Annotated in this window: 17 protein-coding genes; 10 read left to right on the forward strand and 7 right to left on the reverse strand. The window is 64.0% G+C overall.

Annotated elements, in window-relative coordinates; all coding sequences use genetic code 11:
* Positions 1-20: 20 nt before the first annotated feature.
* On the reverse strand, positions 21-833 hold the full coding sequence (locus tag DVK00_RS11235) for an undecaprenyl-diphosphate phosphatase (protein ID WP_101349190.1): 813 nt from the start codon (positions 831-833) through the stop codon (positions 21-23).
* Between the two features lie 89 nt (positions 834-922).
* Between DVK00_RS11235 and DVK00_RS11240 the strand changes: the two genes are divergently transcribed.
* From DVK00_RS11240 to rnhB, 4 genes are all read left to right on the forward strand, one after another.
* The gene (locus DVK00_RS11240) at positions 923-2,038 is read left to right on the forward strand and encodes a mechanosensitive ion channel family protein (protein ID WP_101349189.1); all 1,116 of its coding nucleotides are present in this window, start codon (positions 923-925) and stop codon (positions 2,036-2,038) included.
* 83 nt (positions 2,039-2,121) lie between these two features.
* A complete protein-coding gene (locus DVK00_RS11245) occupies positions 2,122-3,399 on the forward strand; it encodes a tRNA pseudouridine(54/55) synthase Pus10 (RefSeq protein WP_121511262.1) in 1,278 nt (425 codons plus the stop codon).
* Between the two features lie 127 nt (positions 3,400-3,526).
* A complete protein-coding gene (locus tag DVK00_RS11250; protein ID WP_121577728.1) occupies positions 3,527-4,684 on the forward strand; it encodes a hypothetical protein in 1,158 nt (385 codons plus the stop codon).
* A gap of 40 nt (positions 4,685-4,724) precedes the next feature.
* Entirely contained in the window at positions 4,725-5,360 is a 636-nt protein-coding gene (gene rnhB / locus DVK00_RS11255; protein WP_121577729.1) for a ribonuclease HII, read from the forward strand.
* A 489-nt stretch (positions 5,361-5,849) separates the two neighbouring features.
* Here rnhB and DVK00_RS11260 read toward each other — a convergent pair whose 3' ends face one another.
* Both DVK00_RS11260 and secF read right to left on the reverse strand, forming a co-directional pair.
* Entirely contained in the window at positions 5,850-7,406 is a 1,557-nt protein-coding gene (locus DVK00_RS11260; RefSeq protein ID WP_121511266.1) for a preprotein translocase subunit SecD, read from the reverse strand.
* A complete protein-coding gene (gene secF / locus DVK00_RS11265; protein ID WP_101349184.1) occupies positions 7,403-8,266 on the reverse strand; it encodes a protein translocase subunit SecF in 864 nt (287 codons plus the stop codon). Before secF ends, DVK00_RS11260 begins: the two co-directional genes overlap by 4 nt.
* Before the next feature lie 101 nt (positions 8,267-8,367).
* Here secF and DVK00_RS11270 point away from each other — a divergent pair, with 101 nt between their 5' ends.
* Complete coding sequence (locus tag DVK00_RS11270; RefSeq protein ID WP_121511267.1) at positions 8,368-8,682, forward strand: hypothetical protein; 315 nt, start codon at positions 8,368-8,370, stop codon at positions 8,680-8,682.
* Positions 8,683-8,708: 26 nt separating this feature from the next.
* Here DVK00_RS11270 and DVK00_RS11275 read toward each other — a convergent pair whose 3' ends face one another.
* Positions 8,709-9,176 carry a DUF5812 family protein gene (locus DVK00_RS11275; protein WP_121536307.1) on the reverse strand — a complete coding sequence of 156 codons (468 nt, stop codon included), beginning with the start codon at positions 9,174-9,176 and terminating at the stop codon, positions 8,709-8,711.
* A 96-nt stretch (positions 9,177-9,272) separates the two neighbouring features.
* Positions 9,273-9,815 carry a hypothetical protein gene (locus DVK00_RS11280; protein WP_121511269.1) on the reverse strand — a complete coding sequence of 181 codons (543 nt, stop codon included), beginning with the start codon at positions 9,813-9,815 and terminating at the stop codon, positions 9,273-9,275.
* 126 nt (positions 9,816-9,941) lie between these two features.
* Between DVK00_RS11280 and DVK00_RS11285 the strand changes: the two genes are divergently transcribed.
* Genes DVK00_RS11285 through DVK00_RS11295 form a run of 3 tightly spaced genes read left to right on the forward strand, consistent with a single transcriptional unit; the run spans position 9,942 to position 12,621 of the window.
* On the forward strand, positions 9,942-11,252 hold the full coding sequence (locus DVK00_RS11285; RefSeq protein ID WP_121577730.1) for a glucose-6-phosphate isomerase: 1,311 nt from the start codon (positions 9,942-9,944) through the stop codon (positions 11,250-11,252).
* A gap of 23 nt (positions 11,253-11,275) precedes the next feature.
* On the forward strand, positions 11,276-12,418 hold the full coding sequence (locus DVK00_RS11290) for a CPBP family intramembrane glutamic endopeptidase (RefSeq protein WP_121536303.1): 1,143 nt from the start codon (positions 11,276-11,278) through the stop codon (positions 12,416-12,418).
* 56 nt (positions 12,419-12,474) lie between these two features.
* Complete coding sequence (locus tag DVK00_RS11295; protein ID WP_101349178.1) at positions 12,475-12,621, forward strand: CopG family transcriptional regulator; 147 nt, start codon at positions 12,475-12,477, stop codon at positions 12,619-12,621.
* On the opposite strand, the gene DVK00_RS11300 is transcribed toward DVK00_RS11295, so the two are convergent.
* The gene (locus tag DVK00_RS11300; protein ID WP_053966435.1) at positions 12,618-13,076 is read right to left on the reverse strand and encodes an NOB1 family endonuclease; all 459 of its coding nucleotides are present in this window, start codon (positions 13,074-13,076) and stop codon (positions 12,618-12,620) included. The two genes, DVK00_RS11295 and DVK00_RS11300, sit on opposite strands and share 4 nt — an antisense overlap.
* A complete protein-coding gene (locus tag DVK00_RS11305) occupies positions 13,077-13,316 on the reverse strand; it encodes a PRC-barrel domain-containing protein (RefSeq protein WP_004518435.1) in 240 nt (79 codons plus the stop codon).
* Between the two features lie 191 nt (positions 13,317-13,507).
* On the opposite strand from DVK00_RS11305, the gene DVK00_RS11310 reads away from it, so the two are divergent.
* Both DVK00_RS11310 and infB read left to right on the forward strand, forming a co-directional pair.
* A complete protein-coding gene (locus DVK00_RS11310) occupies positions 13,508-14,041 on the forward strand; it encodes a plastocyanin/azurin family copper-binding protein (RefSeq protein ID WP_101349177.1) in 534 nt (177 codons plus the stop codon).
* 94 nt (positions 14,042-14,135) lie between these two features.
* Positions 14,136-15,941 carry a translation initiation factor IF-2 gene (infB, locus tag DVK00_RS11315; RefSeq protein WP_121577731.1) on the forward strand — a complete coding sequence of 602 codons (1,806 nt, stop codon included), beginning with the start codon at positions 14,136-14,138 and terminating at the stop codon, positions 15,939-15,941.
* Positions 15,942-15,985: the final 44 nt, after the last annotated feature.

Genomic DNA, 15,985 nt, shown 5'->3' on the forward strand with positions numbered 1-15,985 from the left:
AATAAGTTCCAGCACCGCTCTCACAGCGCGACGAGCAGGCCGCCGACGACGCCAAGACCACCAAACACCGTACAGACTGCCCAGAACGGGACCTGCCGCACCAGTCGGACTAGCGCGTCGACGGTGAGATAGCCGACGACAGCGCTGACGGCCAGGGCGACGACAGCCGGCAGCGGGTCGATTGCAGGGATGCCGTCGTCGACCAGCACCAGCGCGTTCGCGCCGAGCGCGGCCGGAATCGACAGCAGGAACGAGAGGCGAAGCGACGACTCGCCCTCGTGGCCCCGGAGCAACAGCGCGCTCACCGTCGTCCCCGACCGGGAGACGCCGGGGAGGATAGCCAGCCCCTGCAAGACCCCGACGAGGACGGCGTCGACCCAGTCGGGAACCGCCCGCTCGCCGAGCGACAGCGCGACGGCGAACCGCTGGAGCAGGCCCGTCAGCACGAGCAGGCCGCCGACCAGCGCCAGAAAGAGCCCGCCTTCAAGATTTGAGACAGCCGCGTCGAGCACCAGATACGCCGGGAGGCCGGTGACGGCGGTCGCCGCCGTGGCGACGACGAGAAACGAGAGGTCGGCCGTCTCGTCGGCGAACGGGCGACGGGAGAGCCGTCGAATCGAACGGAGGATGGTTCGGACCTCAGTGCGGTAGTAGGCCGCGGCCGCAACCGCCGTCCCGGCGTGGAGAAAGAGCGCGAGGCGGGTCGAAGCGGCGGGCGAGACGCCCGTGACCACCGTCGAGGCGAGTGCGACGCCGCCCTCGCTGGAGACCGGAATCCACTCAAGCACCCCTTGCAGCAGACCCAGCAGAATAGCGACGAGAATCGGGTTCATACCCACGGAGCGGACGCCGCGGGACAAAGGCCGTTCGGTTCAGGGCGTCGACGTGGCAGTATATATAGCTCCGATGTCCAATCGGAGGTATGCAACTGGGAAGCGGTGCGGTGGACCTGCTGTCGGGGCTGCCGGCCTGGCAGGGGTTTCTGCTACTCGTCGGCGGCGGGGTCGTCCTCGCGCTGAGCATTCGCGTGGTCGGCGACCGACTGCTCAGACAGGTCACGCCCCGCATCGAGGGCGATGTCGACGACATCGTCTTCCGTGGAATTCACACTGCGATGTACGTCACGGTCGGTCTCGGTGGCGCGTACGCCGGGGCACAGATTTACGACGTACGCCCGGCCGTCGCTGTCTCACTGGGAGCCGGCACACTCTCGCTGGTCGTCATCGTCTGGATGGTGACGCTGCTGCGCATCGGCCGCCAGGCGTCCGCCATCGCGACGGACTCGGCGTATATCGACCGCCAGATGGTCCCCATCCTCCAGAACATCTGGAGCGCGGTCGTCTCCGGCGGGGGCATCCTGCTCTTGCTGGTCCTCTGGGACATCGACGTCACACCGCTATTGGCCTCGGCGGGGATTATGGGTATCATCGTCGGCCTGGCGGCCCGGGATACGCTGGCGAACTTCTTTGGCTCGCTGTCGCTGTATCTCGATGGAACGTACGCAGTCGGCGACTTCGTTGTCCTCGAAAGTGGTGAACGCGGCCGCGTCGAGGATATCTCCGTCCGTTCGACGGTCATCCGCACCCGCGACGACATCCTCGTCACTGTCCCGAACTCGAAGCTCAACAACGCCGCCATCGTCAACGAGTCGACGCCGCGGCGCAAGCGCCGGATTCGCGTCCCCGTCGGCGTCGCCTACGGGACGGACATCGACCGGGTCGAAGGAATCCTCCTAGAATTAGCCGAAGCCGAGGCCCTCGTACAGGACCGACCGAACCCGCGAGTCCGGTTCCGGGAGTTCGGGGACTCCGCGTTAAACTTCGAACTGCTGTGCTGGGTCGGCAACCCGGCCCTGACGGCCAGGGCGACACACGAACTCAACAGCGCGATATACAAGGGGTTCCAGGCCGAGGGCGTCGAAATCCCGTTCCCCCAGCGGTCTATCTCCATCTCAGCCGAAGAGATTCCGGGCGAGCTATTCGATCAGGCGCAGTCGAAGAGCAAAGCCACAGACGACGGCGGCATGACCGGCGAGTGAGTGCAAGCACAGTCACAGCGCCCACTGACCCAGCGACGGAGAGGTCGAAACGCAGTTACGATGGCGACGCGTCGGCTCAGGCAATGAGCATACTTGAGGACGCCCGTGCGGCGCTTGCGACCGGGCCGCTATGTGATTCCTGTCTCGGCCGGCTCTTCGCCGACCGGAGCTTCGGGCTGGCTAACGCCGAGCGAGGCCACGCCCTGCGGGTGACGGTCGCGCTCGCGGACGACGACCCCTTCGAGGAAGGCGAGGACTGCTGGGTCTGTGAAGGCGAGTGCGACCGCTTCGACTGGTGGGCCGAGCAGGCCGCAAGCGCCGTCCGCGGCTACGAGTTCGACACCTATCAGGTCGGGACGAAGGTGCCGCCGCTGCTCGAAGAGAACGACGAACTGCTCCGAGAGGACGTGGGCCTCGACCCCGACGCCGGCGAAGCGCTGAAGACCGAACTCAACCGCGAGGTCGGCAAACGAATCGGTGACCTGACCGGCGCGGAGGTGGAGTTTGGCCGCCCAGCGGTCCAGCTCACACTCGACCTCGCAACGGACGAAGTGGAGACACACGTCAACTCGGCGTTTGTCTACGGCCGCTACCGCAAGCTCGAACGCGACATTCCACAGACGAAGTGGCCCTGCAACGACTGCAACGGGACCGGGCTGTGGCAGGGCGAGCCTTGCGACGGCTGTGGCGGTAGCGGGTATCGCTACGACGAGAGCGTCGAACAGTTGTCCGCCCCTGTCGTCCGCGAGGCGATGGATGGCGAGGAAGCCGTGTTCCACGGTGCCGGTCGGGAAGACGTCGACGCGCTGATGCTCGACTCCGGCCGCCCGTTCGTCATCGAGGTGATGGAGCCCCGAAAACGCGACGTGGACACCGACGACCTCGAAGCCGACATCAACGCCTTCGCCGACGGGAAAGTCGAGGTGACGGACCTCCACCTGGCGACCCACGAGATGGTCGAGCGCGTCAAGGAACTGGACGCCTCGAAGACCTACCGGATGGACGTGGAGTTCGGGGAGCCGGTCGACGCCGACGCTCTGCGGGACGCGCTTGCCGAACTGGACGGCACCACGATTGAGCAGGAGACACCCCAGCGGGTCACCCACCGCCGGGCCGACATCACCCGGACGCGGACGGTGTACGACGCCGAGGGCGAACTGACCGACGAGCGCCACGCCGAACTCCGCATCCACGGCGAGGGCGGCCTGTACGTGAAGGAACTCGTCTCCAGCGACGAGGGCCGCACGGAGCCGAGCCTGGCCGGTCTGCTCGGCACCGACGCCGTAGTGACGGCGCTCGACGTAATCGACGTGCAGGGCGAGGACGAGCCGTTCGCGACAGCTGAGTACCTCAAGGAGTAGCAGCCTGCTACTGGCAGCGCCGGCCCACCGGCGTCGCAGTAGGAGGTCACTATAGACGAAACGGTTGTGAACCGTCTAAGCGTTTTATTCGTATCCCAGATATATCAACGGTGCTGCGGGGAGACACATGACACGAGAGCAGACCACGTTTTCACGACGAGCGGTGTTACGCCACGGGACAGTCGCGGCCGGCGTGCTGGGAATCACAGTGGGCACAGCGAGCGCGGCGACGACAGTTTCCGGAGGCGGCAACGCGCTACAGACAGCCATCGACGACGCGAGCGACGGCGAGACGCTCACAGTTATCGATTCGGCGGTGTATAACCCGATTACCGTCGACGTCGGGGTGACAATTGAGACGAGCGCGAGTCCGACAATCGAGGGCGACGGCGGGACTGGCGCGGCGGTGAGCATCAACGCAGACAGCGTCACGCTCGACGGGTTCACCGTCACGAATCCGGGTGGATTGCTCGGCGTGAAAGTCGAGCGCGGACGTGACGACGCGGCTATCAGCAACAACACAATCGAAGACGTCGGTCCGACCGGTCGCCTCGGCGTGACCGGCGTCGTCGTCGGCCAGGGCGACCATGCGGGTATCGAAATCGTGAACAACACGATTCAGAACCTGGACCAGGAGACCACCGAGGACTCGGGGTTCCCGACAGTCAACGGGATACTCTTCGACGCCGACAACAGCGGCCCCGGCACTGTGAGCGACACGACGGTCAACAACAACACGATTCGGGACATCGAGAGCGACATCGCGCCGCTCGGCATCGTCGTCCAGCACGAGACCGACGGCGTCGACATCAACAACAACGAGATACGGGACCTCGTAGCCGCGGACGATACCGACTCCGACCCGTCCGACGACGTGGACTTCGGCTTCACGTTCGCACAGGGTATCAACATCGCGTCGCCCGCGACGAGCGAGACGACTCTCGCCCACAACATCATCGAGGACGTCACGAGCGCGGAGACGATTCTCCCGGAAGCAATCAAAGTCGACGGCGACGGCGGTGGCCTGACCGTCCGGGCGAACCAGTTGCTGGTCGCGGTCGGGCTGAACAACCGGAACGGGACTGACAACGGGAATCGCGACCCGTCGAGCGACCCACAGGTCGACGCGAAGAACAACTACTGGGGGAGTCCCGAGGGGCCAGAAGAAGCCGATTTCAACCAAGACGCGGACGACGACGACCGGAGCGACGTCGTCGGCAACGTCGCCTTCGAACCGTTCCTCCGGAACCCCCCGGGCGGGAAGGGACGCGGCCCCAACAACTAGGACCGGAACCTGTTTTTACACCGGCATCGACGTGCCAGCCATGCAATTTGGCGTCGACGAGGCCGGCAAAGGGCCGGTTCTGGGGTCGATGTTCGCCGCTGCTGTCAGGGCCGACCCAGCAGTCCTACCCGATGGTGTTGGTGACTCGAAAGACATCAGACCGGAGCGACGCGAACGGTTAGCCGAGGAAATCCGCGAGTTGGCAGACGCTGTCGGCGTCGCCGAGATTCCGGTCGAACGCATCGACGCCGACGGGACGGACATGAACACGCTGACTGTTGAGGGGCAGGCAGCGGCACTCTCAGAAGTGGCCCGAGACGACCTGTCGGGCATGGTCGACGCCGGTGACACCGACGCGGTGCGGTTCGGCCACCGGGTCGCGGAGGCGGTCGGCGCCGACGTAACCGTGCGGGCAGAACACGGGGCCGACGAGACGGACCCGGTGGTCGGCGCGGCCTCGATTATTGCGAAGGTGGCCCGTGACACACACGTCGCGGACCTGGCCGGTGAGTACGGCGACGTGGGGTCGGGCTACCCCAGCGACCCGACGACGCGAGCGTTCCTGGCGGACTACGTCGAGCGCCACGGCGAGCTACCGGCGTGTGCTCGTCGGTCGTGGTCGACGTGTGACGACGTGCTGGCCGCGGCGGAACAGGCGTCGCTGGGCGAGTTCTGAATACCGAAAATCCCCGCAGACGCGGCTTGGAGTCGGACGGGAGCTGTTTTCCACAGCCCGTACGGCCCTTCCAGCACGTGTCCGACTGTAGCCGGACTTGCACCGGCCTCGCCCTCTCGGGCTTTACCCGGGCTCGCACCGGGTTTTGTCGATGTGCTGGATTCCCGAACGCCACTTACGTGACATCCGGTAGTTGGCCTTCGCACCGGTCCGGCCGGCCGGGCCGGCGGTGGGCTGTTTCGGTTCTCCTTCGGAGCGTTCACCTCGGAGTCGTTTGACGGACCGCTCGGTTGTTGCCCCCAACGCGTCCCGTTCCGTCCTGTGTGGACAGTCTGAGACCCGTCGTCCGATTGCTCCCCGCATCTGGCGGGATATATCCATTAAACCTGCTGAATAATAAGTCAATCTAAAAGAATTTGATATTCTCCCACATGAAAATAGTCGGCACCGGACTACTGGAGACGGGGCATAAAAACGGGCCGCGGGCGGTCAGTCCTCGTCCAGCACGAGACTCCGGAGGATATCACCGTAGGCCGGCCGTGTCACCAGAACCCCGACCAGCACGCCGACGATTGTGATGATGGCGAACCCGGAGAGGTCACCCAGAGAGAGGACCATCAGCGGACTCATGGCGACGATGGTCGTCGCTGCGGCCGCGCCGATGACCCAGAACGCCTTGCGGAAGCGACTCTGGAACACGCGTCCGGTCTCGACTTTCCCCTGTTGAAGTATCTCGTCGGCGATGATAATGAGGTCGTCCACCCCCGTGCCGATGACCGCGATGAACCCGGCCAGATGCGAGAGGTTCAGCGGATACTGGACGAAGGCGACGAACCCGAGGAGGATGAACACCTCCGACAGCGCCGTGACGATCATCGGCAGGGCGACCTCGGGACGCCCGTACCGGAGATACACTACCAGACTCACCGCGATGACGGCGAGAATGCCCGTCAGGAGGGAGCGCTGCTGGAACTCCTGAGCGAGCGCAGACGAGAGCGTCTGGCTTTCGGCGTTGTCGAAGTTGAGCGGAGCCGGCAGCCGGCCGGCCTTCAGCGCGAGTTCCAGCTCGGTCGCCTCGGACATGTTGCTGGTCTGCATGATAAACTGCGGGTTGTTGACGAACTCACCGTTCTGGTAGGACTGGCCAAGTCCCGGGTCGACGCCGCCGACGAACACCGGTTCGCCGTTCAGCGTCGTCACCAGACAGTCTGCCTGCGAGTTCTGGAGGTTATCGTGGTCGTAATCCGAGCGACGGCAGGTCGACCCGCTACCGAAGCCGGCCTCGACCATGTCGTTCGCGTAGCGCTCGGCCACGCTCTGTTTGACCGTTACGGGAACGTGCGTTCCCTGCGTCTCGGTTCGCTGTGCCGACCCGATACCGGCGAAGTCACCCTGTGAGAGGACCTGCTCGCGGACGTAGGAGCCGTTCTCGGTGTTGTCGTGGACGGCGTACACGCGGACGACGCCACGTTCCTCCAGCAGACCGATGAGTTCCTCGCGCCCCCTGTCCGGGGCGGTGACGCTAATGAAGCTCCGACCGCCCGGCGAACTGACTTGCTGCACGGAGCCTCCTGTTAACGCTGATTCGCGTAGTTTGTCGTCGATGACCGATACCATATTTTCCCGGGTCTCTCGTGTCACGCCGGGCCGCACCTCGTCCGGTTGGTACCCTTCTGCTTCGAGTGCAGACTCGACCTCCGAGGTGGTGACATCGTTCGAGAACACCTCGACGGTTTCGGTCCGATTCGAGACGCGCACGTCTATTGGATCAAGACCCAACCGGTCCGACATAGATTGGGCAAGATCAGCTTCGTCCGCGGGCGCAACGTCAACACCTTCCGCAGTGGTACCGACGATTGGTGCCTGGATGCGTGTGCCGCCACTCAACTGGATGCCGTACTGGAGGTTCGTCGATTGGTCGGCGGCCCCGGCCCCTTCAGTATCCGAGGTCCCTGGCGGAACGCCGGGGACGAACAGCGCAATGGCGCTGAGTAGCAACAGCGTGACCAGCGCAACGACGCGCCAGTTTTCCTTGAGTGTGCTCATCGTTTGACCCCCTCGTACTTGTACCAGCGAAGCAACGTGACGTTGAGCATGTAGGTGTTCATCAGGTCAGCAGCCAGTCCCACGACGAGAACGAACCCGATAGAGGCCATCAGTTCGATACCGAATAGCGTCGCCGAAATCGCCATCACCGCCATCGCCGCCATCGACGTCAGTGTCATCGTCACACCGGTCCGCATCGCGCGGTATGTCGACTCGTAGAACCCGCCGGACCGCCGGAGGACGTGGTTGTTCAACAGGATATCTGAGTCGACGCTGTAACCGATGAGCATCAGTAGCGCGGCGACAGTTCCCAGAGAAAGCTTGATTCCCAGCAGGTTCATCACCGCGAGCGGGATGACAAGGTCGGAAAACGCCGACAGGACAACCGCAATGCTCGGCACGATCGACCGGAACATCGCAAAAACGAGCAGACTCATTCCGAGGAAAGCGACACCGATGCCGACGACCGCGAGCCGCTGGTTCTCCTGACCGAATATCGGCGAGGTTGTTCCGCTACCGAGGAACTCCATCTGGTCGCTCGACCGCGCGGTTTCCTCGATAGGCTCCAGATTCGACGAATCGAACGTGATAATGTAGCGGTTCTCACCCTCAACCTGTTGGACAGAAACCACGGGCTCGTCGAACGTATTGTCCCTGAGTTCCGCCTGTGAGAGAGACGACTCGACGGTGAGTTCCGAACCGCCCGTGAAGTCGATGCTCGGAGAGACCGGCGCACCGGTGACCAGATACCAGCCACCGAGCACCGCAAGTGCCAGACCGAGCACCACCAGCGGAACCGCCACCAGTTGGCGGTTCGAGTACTGGGTGTAATCGACTTCCGGGACCTCGAACTCGAACATGACCGAACGATGTGAGACGGGCGCGAATAAGCCTTCTCAATCACTGCCGCTGACATCCGACATGGCCGTACATCTATGACAGTCTGTCACGTATATCCGGTATGTCAGAGCGCGCCATCAGGGTCAAACTCTCGTATCCAGCAGACCTCAGCGGGTGGGGTCGCGACAAGATCGACGGGTCGCCGTTCCGTGCGTACCTTCGGAAGACACACGACAGCGCCGAACCGGGCGACGTGTGGACGGAGTTCGTCGGCGTCGGCTGCTGTGGCGACACGCTAGACTTCCCGCTTCGGGTCGAATCCGTCGACGGCGGCACAGCGGTGACCGAAGACACCGAGTTCGTGTACACCGAGCGCGAGGCGTGTGGTGTTGCCGGCGGCTGGCAAGTCCAGAGCGCTGCCGGACCGACCGAATAAGGAGTGCGAGCGGGTGAGAGAACGCGTCAGTCCGGGAGGTAGCGCACGCTGACAACGCCGTCAGTCGTTCGGATTTCGACGCGGTCGACGCCGAGTCTGGCCGCTCGTGAGAGGGTGGCTTCGTCCTCGACGACATCTGCCGCAGCCTCGGCTGTCTCGTCGTCCGGGACCGTCAGAACGTGTACCTCACCCTCTCCGGCGCGCTCGACCGTGGTTAGCTCGCCGGGGGCCTGTTCGGCCGCGATTTCGGTCGTCTGCGCCGTGGGCGCGAGGTCGACCGTCTCCACAGGAATTGTTCGCCGCTCTTCGACTTCGGTAAGGGTGTACGTGACTTCCATCGGCGGCTCCGGTTCGACTGTCCCCTCTACTACCTCGCCGGTCTCAACGCCGGGATTGTCCGACAGTGTCAGTACTTGCGAGTCTGCGACGTTCCGAAGCGTCGCCGACGCGTCGTCAGCGTTTGTGACAAGAAATGTCCCTTCGATTGCTGTCATAGATTCAGATTCGTGACGGGCGTTCTTGCCCGTTTCGACCCGGGGACGGACTGTCGTGTCATCTCGGGAGGAGCGGGCGACTGTAGGCCTACAGCACTACTTCAACAGCCGATGAGTCAGATAGAGTACCAGCGTCGCAAGCAGCGGCGGGACGACGCCGGCAGTCGGCGGCAGCGAGTAGAAGAAGCCGACGACAGCGCTCTGTGTCGGCTCGCGAAGCGCCGCCGGAGCCGAGGTCAACAGCGCGAGGTATATCGACCCGATGAACAGGAACGCCGAAACGGCGAGTGCGCGGTCGTAGGCGACCGATGACTCCGTTCGTCGGTGGCGGCGCGCGACAGAGAGCACCGGAGCCAGCAGCGGCGCGACGAGCAACAGTCCAACGAACAGGAAAAAGCTCCGGGAGAAAGTGAACGTCCCGCCGCGGACGCTCCCGGTTTCGGCGAGTTGCGTTATCAGTCCAAAGGAGAACACGAGCGTAATCGCCACGGACAGTAACAGTGCGACCGGAACGTACGCTTTGAACAGCAGCGAGTCGCTGGCACGGAACGCGTACGGGAACGCCCCGGGGAGCCCGTTGTACGGTTCGGGCCGGTCGTCGTCGGCTGTGACGGACTGCTCTGCCGTCGCATCTGTCATATCTGTTTGTTAGGCGAGCGCGTGGTTAAGCGCGGTGTTGTCCGACAGGCGGTGACTGTGGACCCGCGTCAGCTGCCTGCCATACTGTCCGGGAGTTGTTTGTACCCGCCCGTCGACATCCACAGTATGCATGTCGATATCGGAGCCGCGCTTGCCAGTGCCGCCGACCCGGGCGTCGAGCGAGCGACGCTAGAGGAGCTGGACGAGCGGGTGGCCGCGGCCCACGAGCGAATCGAGCAGGGGCGAACCGACGACGAGTTCGGCTACGCGTCGCTGAACCTCCCCGAAGCGACCGACGCCGAGGCCATCCGCGATGCCGTCGCACCGGTCGCCGACGCCGACTCTGTCATCACTGTCGGCATCGGTGGCTCAGCGCTAGGGGCGAAAACAATCACGGAGGCGCTAGCCGAGGACCCGGACAGCCACGTCGTGCTGGACAACGTCGACCCGGAGCACGTTCGGCGGACGCTTGACGGACTTTCGCTTGCCGACACCGCGATCAACGTCGTTTCACGGTCGGGGACGACGGCGGAGACGCTGGCGAACTTCCTCGTTGTCCGCGAGGCCTACGAGGACCACGGTGTCGACTGGACCGACCGAATCGTCGTCACGACGGGTGAGTCCGGCCCGCTACGGTCGCTGGCCGAGCAACACGACCTGCCGACGCTGCCGGTTCCCAAGGGCGTTCCGGGCCGCTTCAGCGCGCTCTCGGCGGTCGGGCTCGTCCCGCCAGCCATCCTCGGTATCGACATCGAGGGGCTGCTTTCCGGCGGTCAAAAGGCGGCTGACGATCTCGCGCCGTCGTTGTATGACTCGCCGGCATACGCCTACGGCGCGATGGCTTACGCACTCGAAGAAGAAGGTGCGATAGTCAACGCTATTATGCCCTACGCCGAACGGCTGGAGTCCTTCGGCGAGTGGTTCGCACAGCTCTGGGCTGAGAGTCTCGGCAAGGACGAGCGGGGCCAGACGCCGGCACGGGCGCTTGGCGCGACCGACCAGCACTCCCAGCTCCAGCTGTACCGCGCCGGCCACCGCGACAAGGTCGTCACGTTCGTCCGACCGCGCGAGCGCGCCGACGTGGCGATTCCCGACCCGGACCACGAGGACCTGTCGTATCTCGCTGGAACCGACCTCGGCGGCCTCATCGACGCCGAGTACGAGGCGACGGTGGCGAGTCTGCCGGCGGCTGACCGGCCGGCGCTGGAAGTAGAGATCGACCGCCTCGACGCCGAGAGCGTCGGGGAGCTGCTGTACGCGATGGAGGCGGCCTGCGTCCTCGTCGGCGAACTCGCGGACGTGGAGACGTTCACCCAGCCGGCCGTCGAGTGGGGCAAAAACGCCACGCGGGCGCTCATCCGCGGCGAGACGACGGACGAGACGGCGGTCATCGACGAGCGCGAACGCCTGCGGATCGGCGAAACGGAGTCCCTTTAGGCCGGCGCAACGGACTGCCGGTAATGGACGACACTGCCGCGAACTGGGGTGTGCTCGCTGCTGGCCTCGGTCTCGTCGTACTCGTCGCCACAGAAACCGGCGTGGTCGGCTGGATGACACCAGCGACGGCTATCGGCCCAGTTACCGCCCGACAGGTCGCCGCCGCCGGCTTCGTCGTCGCCGCCCTCGTCTTCTCACTTGTCCGCCACGGCGCACTCGGCCGCAGACAGGCCGGTCTGGGCGCGACAGGCGCAAGCATCGTCGCAACCCTCGCGACGCTCATCGCGTTCTTCGGGCCAGAATTCCGTACTGGCGTCGAGGCGACTGTCGGACTCGCGGTCTATTTTTCGGTGCTGGCCGGCAGCCTCACAGTCGCACTGGGCTGGGCGCTGTCGACCGGCGTGCCGAACGACCGGCTGTACACGGTCGCCAGAGCGCTCTCGGTCGCAACGGGAATCGGACTGGCCGGCTTCCTCGTGGGCACAGTGTTCGCCCAGTTCGTCGTTCTCGGGGCCGCGGCGGGAGGGTTAGTCAGCGCCGCAGCACTAGAAGGCGGGACGGTCACCGGACCCACGTACATCACGCTCACTATCGGCATCGGCGTCGGCTTCGTTGGTTTCGGGGCGGCCGTTGCCAGCCGGCTGGACCGAACCTGGGCCGACCTTGACCTCCGTCGCCCCGGCCTCCACGACATCGGCTACAGCGTCGGCGGCGTCGTCGTCCTTATGCTCGCGCTGTTTGGCTTCAGTTACCTCATTCAGGCGCTCGGGCTGGAAGCCGCTCGGAGCAGCGTCGAAGAGCTGGCCCGCGAAGACCCGTCGTTCCTGCTCGTGATGGTCCCGCTGGCGTTTCTCACCATCGCGCCAAGTGAGGAGTTTATTTACCGAAACCTCATCCAGAAGTACCTCTACGACGATTTCGGCGACCTACAGGCGATTATACTCACCAGTGCTGTGTTCGGCGTCGTTCACTTCGGACAGTACAGTACTGGGACGCCGACACAGACCGTCCTCTCGTTGCTGTTGGTGTTCGTCCTGTCGACACTGCTGGGCCTGAGCTACCTCAAGACCGAGAACCTGCTCGTGCCCGTCTTTATTCACGGGGCGTTCAACGCTATCCAGTTCCTCACATTGTACATCGAGATTACAGGAAATCCGGCAATCTGAGCCGTCTGACTGCTGTCTGACGGGTGTTTATGCGACATACCGTTGTAGGCGATGGCATGGCTCGGCGGTTCACCGTCGTCTGTGATGACGACCAAGCGCGGATTATCGAAACGCTTGCGCGACGCTACAGCATCACAGAGGAGGAAGTCCTTTCACAGTTGGTTGCGCTCGGACTCGAAGCCCGAGACGAACAGACCGTCTAAGCCGGGTTCTTCCGCGATAGCGAGCTACCGCAGATGGGACAGCGGTCGCGATTCTCGTCGAACTCACGGCCGCAGCCGGCACACTGGAACAGCCATTCCCGCTGTTCGGAGATCCCTTCACGGGCGATGACTTCGACTGCCACGTCGAGTTTCTCCGCGACGTTTTGCATCGCGTAATCGTCGGTGACGAGTCGGCTGTCGAGTTCGAACGCGGCCGCAATCAGTCGGATATCGGTCTCCGAGAGCTCCGCCAGATCACCGGTTTCACCGGCGGCGCGCTCGATGCGCTCGACGGTGTTGTCCTCGGGAATGTGAAGGTGCATCCCCGAGCCTTCGAGGGCGTCGAAGCGATAGGCAGCCTCGTCTTCCAGTTCCTCTCTGACGAGCGGAATCGTCGCTATCTGCTCGTCGGTGTGGTACTCGTTGATAAATGCCGAGGAATCGAGAACGTACATCTACCGTTTGACAATCATGTGGTCTTTCACCGCCTTGACCCGCTCAACCGGGACAAGCAGGCGGCCCTGGTCACTGTACTCGAAATTCGTGTTGCGGAGCGACTCCGCGGGGTCGATGACGAGGTTGTGTAGCGCGCCCGAGGAGAAGTCCATCGTGATGTTGTAGAGACTGCCGATTTCCGCGCCGTCAGTCCCCATCACGTCTTTGCCCGACAGGTTTTCCGCAAGTATCGCGGCCATATCCCCATGTTCCGAACGAGGTTACATAAACGCCACGGGGATGTCCGAGGGGAGAGCAGGGTACCGGAACGGTTGCCGAGGGCTGACGCGTCGGCGGCTGACGGAGTCACTGAGAAACACCGGCGGAAACGGAGGTCACAACAGTCACAGCAGGCAGCAGCCCTAAGCGACAGGCACCCACACAAGTACGCATGGACCAGAGCAGGCGTCAGTTTCTCGGCGCGGTCACAGCCGTCGTCACCGGGACTATCGCGGGCTGCAGTGGTGGCGACAGCGGTGAGCCGTCCCCAACAGAGACAGCCACCGCTACGCAAGTACCGACCCGTACTGCGACGACATCGGCCGATTCGGTTACGACACCAACGGAGACCGCCACTCCAACCGAAACACAGACCGAGACACCGACAGCCACACCGACGGAAACGCCGATAGACGCCGATCAAGAAGTCGCCGTCGCGCCGGGCGATTTTGTCTTCGAGCCCGTGTCCTTCGAGGTCCCAGTCGGAAGCACCGTGCTGTGGGTGTGGGAGGGCAGCGGCCACAACGTCAAACCGACCGCGACGCCGGAAGAGAGCGACTGGTCCGGGACGCCCGGAGACGACGGAAAGACGTACAGTTCGGGCTACGAGTACGCCTACACCTTCGCGGTTCCCGGCGAGTACGAGTACCACTGTGTCCCACACCAGAGCATCGGCATGACGGGGTCGTTCACTATAACCGAGTGACGCCCGCTTAGCCCGACGTTCGGTCGCGCGCGTTTGATGACGACGAACTTAACTGCCACCGACGACTCGGTTCTGACAACTTCTGGAGCCATCTATGTCTGACACGGACCCCACCACAGCCACCGACGACACCCTGCGGACGCCCATCGTCGCCGTTCTGGGCCACGTCGACCACGGGAAAACGAGCCTGCTCGACAAAATCCGGGGGTCGGCCGTCACCGCCGGCGAATCGGGCGCGATCACACAGCACATCGGCGCGACCGCCGTCCCGCTGAACGTGATTTCCGAAATCGCCGGCGATCTGGTCGACCCGACGGACTTCGACCTGCCCGGCCTGCTGTTCATCGACACGCCGGGCCACCACTCCTTCTCGACGCTTCGCTCCCGTGGTGGCGCACTCGCCGACATCGCCATCCTCGTCGTGGACGTCAACGACGGCTTCCAGCCACAGACGCTGGAGGCCATCGATATCCTCAAGCGAACCCAGACGCCGTTCATCGTCGCCGCGAACAAGATCGACACCGTCCCCGGCTGGAACCCCAACGAGGGCAAGCCGGTCCAGCAGACGATGGACGCCCAGTCCGACCGCGTCCAGTCCGACTTAAACGAGAAACTGTACGAGATCATCGGCGAACTCTCGGACAACGGCTTCTCCGCAGACATGTACTGGCGCGTCCAGAACTTTCAGGCCAACATCGGCGTCGTGCCGGTGTCGGCTGAAACCAGCGAGGGCATCCCCGACCTGCTGACGGTGATGATGGGGCTGTCCCAGCGGTACATGAAAGAGGAGATGGAAATCGACACCACCGGCCCCGGTGTCGGGACTGTCCTCGAAGTGAAAGACACCCAGGGCTTTGGAACGACGCTCGACGCCATCATCTACGACGGGACCATCCGCAACGACGACACCATCGTCGTCGGCGGACTGCAGGGGCCAATCGTCACCGACGTACGCGCCCTGCTCCGTCCGCGACCGCTCGAAGAAATCCGGACCGAACAGGAGTTCAAACAGGTCGAGCAGGTCGCGGCCGCCGACGGCGTCAAGATCGCCGCACCGGACCTCGACGACGCGATGGCCGGCGCGCCGATCCGCGTCATCCGCGACCGCGACCGCAGCGAGGTCATCGCCGAGGTGGAGCAGGAACTCGCCGAGATTGAGGTGACAACACAGGAGGAGGGCGTCGTTATCAAGGCCGACACGCTGGGCTCGCTGGAGGCCCTCTCCAGTACGCTCGAAGAGGAGGAAATCCCGGTCATGCGGGCCGAGGTCGGCGCGGTCGCACCGCGGGACGTGCGAGTCGCCGAGACGGCAGGTGAATCGACGAACCAGGCGATTCTGGCGTTCAGCGTCGAGGTGCTTGACGACGCGCGGGACCTCGCCGAACAGGAGGACGTGGAACTGTTCGAGGACGACGTCATCTACCAGCTCGTCGAGTCCTACGACGATCACGTTACTGCCATCGAGGAGGCCCAGCAAGAGCAGATTCTGGAGAACATCACCCGTCCCGCGAAGTTCCGGATTCTGCAGGACCACACCTTCCGCCAGTCCGACCCCGCTGTCGTCGGCGTCGAGATCCTCTCGGGTGAACTCCGCCGGAACGTCAACGTCGTCAGGTGGGACGACGGCGAGCCGAACCGCGTCGGGACCCTCAAGACGATTCAAGACGAGGGCGAAGACGTCGACTCGGCCCGCGCCGGCGAGCGCATGGCCGTCTCGATTCAGGGGCCGACCGTCGGCCGCCAGATAGAGGAAGGCGACGACCTCTGGGTCGAAATCCCGGAGAAGCACGCGAAGATTCTCGAACAGGAACTCAAGGAAGACATCTCTGTCGACGAGCGCGAGGCGCTGTCGATGTATCTGGAGAAACACCGGAACCGCGACCCCTTCTGGGGCAAGTAGACGATACTCAGTGCGCTTTTGCGCGAGTAATAATATTTAATTAG

Source organism: Haloarcula sp. Atlit-47R, assembly GCF_003665985.1.
In the GTDB taxonomy this organism is placed as follows: Archaea; Halobacteriota; Halobacteria; order Halobacteriales; family Haloarculaceae; genus Haloarcula; species Haloarcula taiwanensis.